Here is a 6,750-nt window from a genome sequence, read left to right as displayed (position 1 = left end):
ATAATCAATCACACAAACGAGCCAGAACCTCCAATGCTCAAGCCGCTCTGATGTCCCAATTTATATGACGACGGACAACACCTTGGATTGTCTCTGGCTTGAGATTAATTTTCGCGTTTACTTCAAAAATCCGTTTCCGAGTCCGACGCGCGATGTCACGCTCCATATCGTCCATAAATCGGCGGAAAAGAATTTCGCTAACTGGGCTGGGTGAATTTGAATCGTTCCGAGTGATCCAAGCCTGCGAGAATTGCACGTCGTTTGCCGCGATCTCAAATACGTCCTGCTCCAATACTTCGGGATATGTGTCTCGAATTCGCCGATCCGACAGCAGCTTGAGTGAAATGAGCTTTACGAATTCGGAGAACGCATCAGACTGACTAATGTTGTCCTTGCGATAAATATGTTGATGGCACCAACTGAATGCAGCGTTGACCTCTGCAATTGAAGGCCGTGACATCTCTAGTGTCTCGCCAGAACGATCAATACCAGAAGCGACAGCCCTACGATTCAACAAACCTCGCAGTTCGTCAAACTTCGCAGTGCCTTCCTCAAAACTTGTGAACGGTACTGTGAACAAAGGCCTATTACGGTCGATGTGGTAAACGCGTGTTTCAGTGCCATTGGTCAACAAATAATATCGCACGGGGCGCTCGTCCGAGTCTTCACCGTTCAACAAAACGGCATAAGCTCGAACCTGCCATTCATGGTCATCTAAAACCGCACCCGGTTCCTTAACTTCAATGACACACCGGACTGAACCATCTACCAAAAGAGCGAAGTCGGGCCGATAGAGCGCTTGGCGTTGGCCGCGCATGCCGCCAACAGTCAGCTCTCGAAGACTGCCCTTCGGTCGGATTTCTCTGTCACTGTAACCCAAATCCTCAAGCATGCGACGGACGAAACTTTGCTCGACATCGGCCTCATTTTGAAGTGCGTCATATGAGCAGTACTTATTTCGCATGTAATCTCCCAAGATTTTCTGCCCGTCTTAGGTCGACTGTCGCAAGGGTGAAAGAAAAAAATTCTGGATTGGTACACAAAGACGCCCAAGCGGGGAGTGCCGAGCAGATGCGCAGTGCACTTTCTGCTGAAGAAATGACCGCGAAAGTAAGTTTCGACAGCCCCGCGCAACAGAAAATTCGTGGACGCTGTTCTTGATAAGGTGGCTTGATATCAAAGTCTTGTAGTATTTTTGTTGCGGCTTTTAGGCGTGACCGTTACGCCCCGGTACTGCGCGTTAACCATTGGCCGCTAGAAAATACCCAAGAGCATTGCCTTTTAATTTTGATGGAGCTAGGCATGGGTATGACTGACACACTTTTCTTTCCTTCTGATGTTGCACTGGCAGCGATGGGTAACACCTCCAAGCGTTGGCAATCGCACCTCGAGCAAGGAAAGATATTCATTGAGTCCGAGAAGGACGCAAACGCGAAGAGTGAGCGCGGACGCGGCAAAAAGCGGCAGTTGTCCCTTGATGCGATCACACAAGGCAGCATCGCGCTCACGCTGATAGATGCAGGGGTCGAGGTAAAACTTGCCTACCGCAACGGGGCTGAGTTTGCTTATACGCACACCACATCGCCTGCACGAATGATTGACCCATCTTTGCCTTTGAACCCTACGCAAGATAGGCTTGCCGGTAAGCTGTTCGATGAAGGTCAAACCATATTGGTCTGTTCTACAGGGGTATTGGCACACGGTCAAAATGGGCTGTCATTCGTTTCAGATGCGGACCCTGATCTGGCCCCAAGTAATGAATTGAGCCAAACGGCAAATTTGATTGAGTGCGTGGATGGCCGTCCCGGTTCTGCCCGCATTCTGATCAACGTGTCTATGATGTGCCACCGAATTTCAAAGGCACTGGATATCGACTGCCAAAAGACGTTTGGTGGGGAGCGCATTTGATGGGCGTTCAAGCGGCACCTTTCATAGTCCTCATCTCGTCTGCCGATCTGGCTACTAGTATGGGATATTCTGGCACAAATTCGGCATTTCGCGATTGGTGCGCATCCATGAGGATTGCGCCAGTGCCCGGACGGCGCGGGTATTTTGACCCCGCCCTTGTTCGCCGCCGCCTTGATGAGGCACAGGGCCTTTCAGCAGTTAGCGAGGGTGCGGCAGGCAGCCAAGTGGCCGCAAGAAGGGCACGCAATGCCTCGCAGTAATCTGCCCCCTGAAATCAATCGCGTGCGCGCGAAATTAGCTGACGGGACTGTCTGCTACTATTTCTCGCTGCGTGGGCGAAAAGGCACCGGCTTTTGGAAAGATGCGCGGCCAGTGCCAAACGTGCCGGGGTTCTTTGCAGCTTACTCCGCTGCAATGGCGCGGGCGGTGCCAAAGCGCGATGCGGTAATGACCGATGCTGTGGTGGATGCATACATCTCATCCGCTGAATTTAGGATTTTGAAGCCTCGCACGCAATCTGACTATCGCCGTTGGGCAATGCGATTTGCTTTAGAATCTGAAAATGATCCGATTGCAATGTTTGAGGACGCGGCATCGCGTGGCGAGGTCAATCAGTGGCGCTCAAAATGGAATTACTCGCCCAAGCAATACGACTATGCGGGCACCGTTGTAACACGCATCCTCAATTGGGCGCGAGAATCAGGTAAGATTGCCGAGCATCATTGCAGCTTTGCAAAGGTGTATCGGTCAGATCGCTCCGATGTTGTCTGGACGCCTGATCAGGTGCAGGCCGTCAAAGACCGCGCGCCACCGTGGGTGGCACGCATTCTGATAACTGCCTGCGAAACCGGGATGCGCCCGGGTGATCTGATCAGGCTTTCTAAGGCCCACGTTGAGGCAACCCCCGGTGGGCGGCGCATTCGCATAAAGACAAACAAGCGCGGCAAATCGGCATTCGTGCCGGTCAGTCAGGCAATGGCCGAGGTGATCGACGCCACGCCGAAAGATAGGCTGCTGATCTTGAGCAACGCCAGCGGTGGCCCACTGACCGAGCACCGCGCATCCGAGGGCGTGCGCCAGTGGCGAAACAAGGCTGGCCTCACGCCCAATCGGCTTGGCTATGACTTGCGGCTCTATGATGCGCGCGGCACTGCCGCCACCCGCCTATTGCGGGCTGGCCTCTCTTTGGCGCAGATCGCCGGTTGCATGGGGTGGTCCTTGCGCACTGCCGCCGCAATGATTGAGCGCTATGCGCAGGTTTCGCCGGGCGAAACGGACGCAGTTTTGATGCTCTTGAGTACGGCAAAGGAGGGCAGAACATGAACAGAATTGCAAAATGGGCTGCAAAATGCAGAAAGTTGGCGCTGCCAATTTCCGCTAAGTCATTGAAATTAAATGGAGGCGAGTAGGAGAATCGAACTCCTGTACACGGATTTGCAATCCGCTGCGTAACCACTCCGCCAACTCGCCATCTGTGGTTGGCGCACTGCTATCCGATCATTGTGACGCCCGCAAGTCCCAGCTTCGCGCGGGACAGTGCCTGGGCTTGTGTGAAAATGGTGACGGGCCGTTGATGCTGGGCGCGCGATGTGGCACATCTGTTCGTAACAGAATCTGAACGGATGAGTTTAGCTGATGACTGATTTTACAACCCGCCGCACAATGATGGTCGACACGCAGGTACGTCCATCTGATGTTACCAAATTTCCCATCATTGATGCGATGTTAACCGTGTGTCGCGAAGACTTTGTGCCCGCGATGCAGCGCGAGGCGGCCTATATGGGTGAGAACCTTGATCTGGGGTCGGGACGGGTGCTGCTTGAACCACGCACATTGGCCAAGATGCTAGACGCCTTGGCGGTCACAAATGACGAAATGGTTCTCGATATCGGATGTGCGATGGGATATTCGGCAGCCGTCATTGCGCATATGGCTGAGGCGGTGATTGCCGTTGAAGAAGATGAAACCATGGCTGCGGAAGCGGTTGAGGCCTTGGCTGCAGCAGGCGCAGACAATGTCGTTGTTCATGTCGGACCGCTGAGTGACGGCGCGCCGCAGCATGGGCCATATGATGTGGTAATCATTCAGGGTGGCGTTGCAGAAGTGCCAGACACCATCAAGGATCAGCTCAAGGATGGGGGCCGGATTGCCGGCCTCTTTATGCAAGGTGCATTGGGTGAAGTACGAATTGGTTATAAGCGTGGCACCCAGATCAGTTGGCGTGCTGCGTTTAATGCGGGCGCACCGGTTCTGGCAGGTTTTGAACGGCAGGTTGCGTTTCAACTTTAAGCGTCCGCTCACGCGGGATTACTGTTCCTAAATTCATGTAAAAAGGTGATGCCAGTTATGTCATTGACCAAAACTCTGAAGCGGGCCAGTCCCATCGTCGCGCTATGTCTGGCGGTATTTGGTTTTGCTGTGCCTCAAGTGGCGACGGCGGATACCCTCGCCGATGCGCTGGTCGGTGCATACACTCACTCGGGATTACTGGAACAGAACCGTGCCTTACTGCGTGCCGCCGACGAAGATGTGGCAATCGCTGGGTCGACATTGAAACCTGTGTTAAGCTGGTCGGCCGATCTGACGCAGAATTTTGGCACAACGCGTGCTGGTGGGGCGGGGTTCGCGTCATCCGTCGATAATCTTTCTGCCACTATCGGCTTGATCGGTCAGCTGTTGCTTTTCGATTTCGGGGCCAGCCAATACCGGATTGAAGCGGCCAAGGAAACGGTTTTGGCGACCCGTGGCACACTGCTAAATATCGAACAGATCATTCTTTTGCGGGCTGTCCGGGCTTACATGGGGGTGATTGAGGCATCGGAATTTGTGGCGCTGCGTAACAATAACCTGCGTCTTTTGACCCAGGAACTGCGGGCCGCACGGGACCGTTTTGATGTTGGCGAAGTCACCCGGACGGATGTTGCCCTGGCCGAAGCGCAACTGGCGCAGGCCCGTAGCGGTCTGGCAGGTGCCGAAGGTGATTACCTGCGCGCCATTGAGGAATACCGCAATGCCGTGGGCCGCAAGCCCGGCCGATTGAGCGCGCCACCGCAGTTGCCCGATGTGGGCGTTGACGTTGAGGGGGCCAAAGCTTTGGCCGTGCGCCGCCATCCGTTGTTGGCCGCAGCCCAACATCAGGTCGCTGCAGCTGAACTGCTGATCAAGGCGGGCGAGGCGGATATGGAGCCAACTGTGTCGCTTACGGGGCGTTATGGGCTGACCGAAAATTTTGGAACGCCAAATTACAACCATACCGGTTCAGTAGGACTGGAATTCAAGCAGACAATCTATGGCGGTGGACGACTGTCAGCGCAGGTGCGCAAAAGCATGGCCCAACGCGATGCGCAGCGCTCGAATTTGCACGTGGTGACCAATGATATTCGTCAGGACGTTGGCAACGCCTATGCCAGTCTGGCCTCGGCACGCGCGGTTTTGGAGGCATCTGAACGTCAAATTCGCGCCGCACGCATCGCCTTTCGCGGTGTTCGGGAAGAGGCGACATTGGGCGCGCGCACAACACTTGACGTGCTGGATGCGGAACAATCGCTGCTTGATGCGGAATCAGCGCGGGTTTCTGCGCGTTCAAATCTATACGTCGCTGCCTATACGGTTCTGTCCGCGACAGGCCAATTAACGGCACAGGATCTGAAATTACCGGTTCAGACCTACGATCCGGCGGCATATTATAATCTTGTAAAGGACAGTCCGGCAAAAAGATCCAGACAGGGTCAGAAACTGGATCGGGTGCTGCGTGCCCTACAGAAACAGTGACAATTTCTCGCGCCCCATTGTGAGAATCTCTGCATCGGGTTAAACTGGGAATTGAGGAAAGAGTGGTAAAAAAATATGTCTAACCCCGTCACAAACGCCGAGGTAGAGGATGTTCTGTCGTCGATCCGCCGTCTGGTGTCCGAAGACAAGCGCCCTATCCAGATCCAAAAAGCGATACCGGCGAATGATCGTCTGGTCTTGACGCCTGCGTTGCGTGTCGCAGAGGAGACCGATGTTGAAAGCGACCTTGATGCGCTGGAATTTGAGGAAGACGACCTTGATGATCTGACCGTTGAGGCCGAGCAAGACACCGCCGAAGTATCATCCGAGCAAGATGAAGAGACGAATTTTGACGATCCCGCCCATGACTACGAGGCCGATCCGTACAGCTTTGCCGATGATGAAGACGAAGACGGCGAAGGGGATCTGGAATTAGACTTTTCTGCATTGAAAATTGAGGACGAAGATAACGACAGTCTGATTGATACACCCGCAGTGGCCAAGACAGGCACCAGCGATGTCGGATCCGGCAAGGCAGCAGCGCTGAGTGCCAAGATAGAGGCATTGGAAACGGCAATCGGTAAAATCTCGGACACCTGGGAGCCGGACGAACCCGGGTCAGACGAATATTCAGGTACTGAAGAACCCGCGATGGCATGGGAAGACGACGATGACCATGACCATGAAGAAATGGGCGCGTCGTTGGATGTTGAAGATAAAGATGAGGATGAATACGACGATCACGATCACGAGGTCGACGCTTATCACGACGCAGGTGAGAGCCAGGCCGCGGCAATGCCCGCCACGCCTGAGGCTCAGCCGGAACCTCAGCCCGAACTTATGGCAGCGCAACCTTCCCAGAATGACACTCACGAAGAGGACCGCTTTGCCTATGGCAACGATGATCAAGTGATCGATGAAGAGGCGCTGCGCGATCTGGTCAGCGACATCGTGCGTGCCGAATTACAAGGTGCTCTGGGCGAACGCATCACCCGCAACGTTCGTAAACTGGTGCGCCGTGAAATCCACCGCGCGTTGACGGCGCAAGAATTGGAATAGGAGGGAAGGGCC

General features: G+C 54.4%; 6 protein-coding genes and 1 tRNA gene. 5 read left to right on the top strand and 2 right to left on the bottom strand.

Features of this window, described 5'->3' with window-relative positions:
* Window positions 1–37 precede the first annotated feature (37 nt).
* The gene (locus tag ACEWL3_RS18045; protein WP_386184924.1) at window positions 38–964 is read right to left on the bottom strand and encodes a hypothetical protein; all 927 of its coding nucleotides are present in this window, start codon (window positions 962–964) and stop codon (window positions 38–40) included.
* Between the two features lie 338 nt (window positions 965–1,302).
* Here ACEWL3_RS18045 and ACEWL3_RS18040 point away from each other — a divergent pair, with 338 nt between their 5' ends.
* Together ACEWL3_RS18040 and ACEWL3_RS18035 are read left to right on the top strand one after the other, a co-directional pair.
* Window positions 1,303–1,908: a hypothetical protein gene (locus tag ACEWL3_RS18040; RefSeq protein WP_386184927.1), complete on the top strand. Its 606-nt coding sequence runs from the start codon at window positions 1,303–1,305 to the stop codon at window positions 1,906–1,908.
* Window positions 1,909–2,154: 246 nt separating this feature from the next.
* A complete protein-coding gene (locus ACEWL3_RS18035) occupies window positions 2,155–3,231 on the top strand; it encodes a tyrosine-type recombinase/integrase (protein ID WP_386184930.1) in 1,077 nt (358 codons plus the stop codon).
* A gap of 73 nt (window positions 3,232–3,304) precedes the next feature.
* Here ACEWL3_RS18035 and ACEWL3_RS18030 read toward each other — a convergent pair.
* A tRNA-Cys gene (locus ACEWL3_RS18030) sits at window positions 3,305–3,378 on the bottom strand.
* Window positions 3,379–3,543: 165 nt separating this feature from the next.
* Here ACEWL3_RS18030 and ACEWL3_RS18025 point away from each other — a divergent pair.
* The 3 genes from ACEWL3_RS18025 to ACEWL3_RS18015 all read left to right on the top strand — a co-directional run bounded on the left by ACEWL3_RS18025 (window position 3,544) and on the right by ACEWL3_RS18015 (window position 6,738).
* Window positions 3,544–4,197, top strand: a complete 654-nt coding sequence (locus ACEWL3_RS18025; RefSeq protein WP_386184932.1) for a protein-L-isoaspartate O-methyltransferase family protein — start codon at window positions 3,544–3,546, stop codon at window positions 4,195–4,197.
* A gap of 57 nt (window positions 4,198–4,254) precedes the next feature.
* Window positions 4,255–5,679, top strand: a complete 1,425-nt coding sequence (locus ACEWL3_RS18020) for a TolC family outer membrane protein (RefSeq protein WP_386184934.1) — start codon at window positions 4,255–4,257, stop codon at window positions 5,677–5,679.
* A gap of 75 nt (window positions 5,680–5,754) precedes the next feature.
* Complete coding sequence (locus tag ACEWL3_RS18015; protein WP_386184936.1) at window positions 5,755–6,738, top strand: hypothetical protein; 984 nt, start codon at window positions 5,755–5,757, stop codon at window positions 6,736–6,738.
* Window positions 6,739–6,750: the final 12 nt, after the last annotated feature.

The organism is Sulfitobacter sediminivivens (assembly GCF_042611115.2).
Taxonomy (GTDB): domain Bacteria; phylum Pseudomonadota; class Alphaproteobacteria; order Rhodobacterales; family Rhodobacteraceae; genus Sulfitobacter; species Sulfitobacter sediminivivens.
The sequence above is the reverse complement of the archived record's forward strand: the minus strand, read 5'-3'. Positions and strand labels throughout refer to the sequence as shown.

Bases quoted from the DNA above. Each gene is read 5' to 3' on its own strand.
- ACEWL3_RS18045 (WP_386184924.1), bottom strand. From the start codon at position 964: ATGCGAAATAAGTACTGCTCATATGACGCACTTCAAAATGAGGCCGAT.
- ACEWL3_RS18040 (WP_386184927.1), top strand. From the start codon at position 1,303: ATGGGTATGACTGACACACTTTTCTTTCCTTCTGATGTTGCACTGGCA.
- ACEWL3_RS18035 (WP_386184930.1), top strand. From the start codon at position 2,155: ATGCCTCGCAGTAATCTGCCCCCTGAAATCAATCGCGTGCGCGCGAAA.
- ACEWL3_RS18025 (WP_386184932.1), top strand. From the start codon at position 3,544: ATGACTGATTTTACAACCCGCCGCACAATGATGGTCGACACGCAGGTA.
- ACEWL3_RS18020 (WP_386184934.1), top strand. From the start codon at position 4,255: ATGTCATTGACCAAAACTCTGAAGCGGGCCAGTCCCATCGTCGCGCTA.
- ACEWL3_RS18015 (WP_386184936.1), top strand. From the start codon at position 5,755: ATGTCTAACCCCGTCACAAACGCCGAGGTAGAGGATGTTCTGTCGTCG.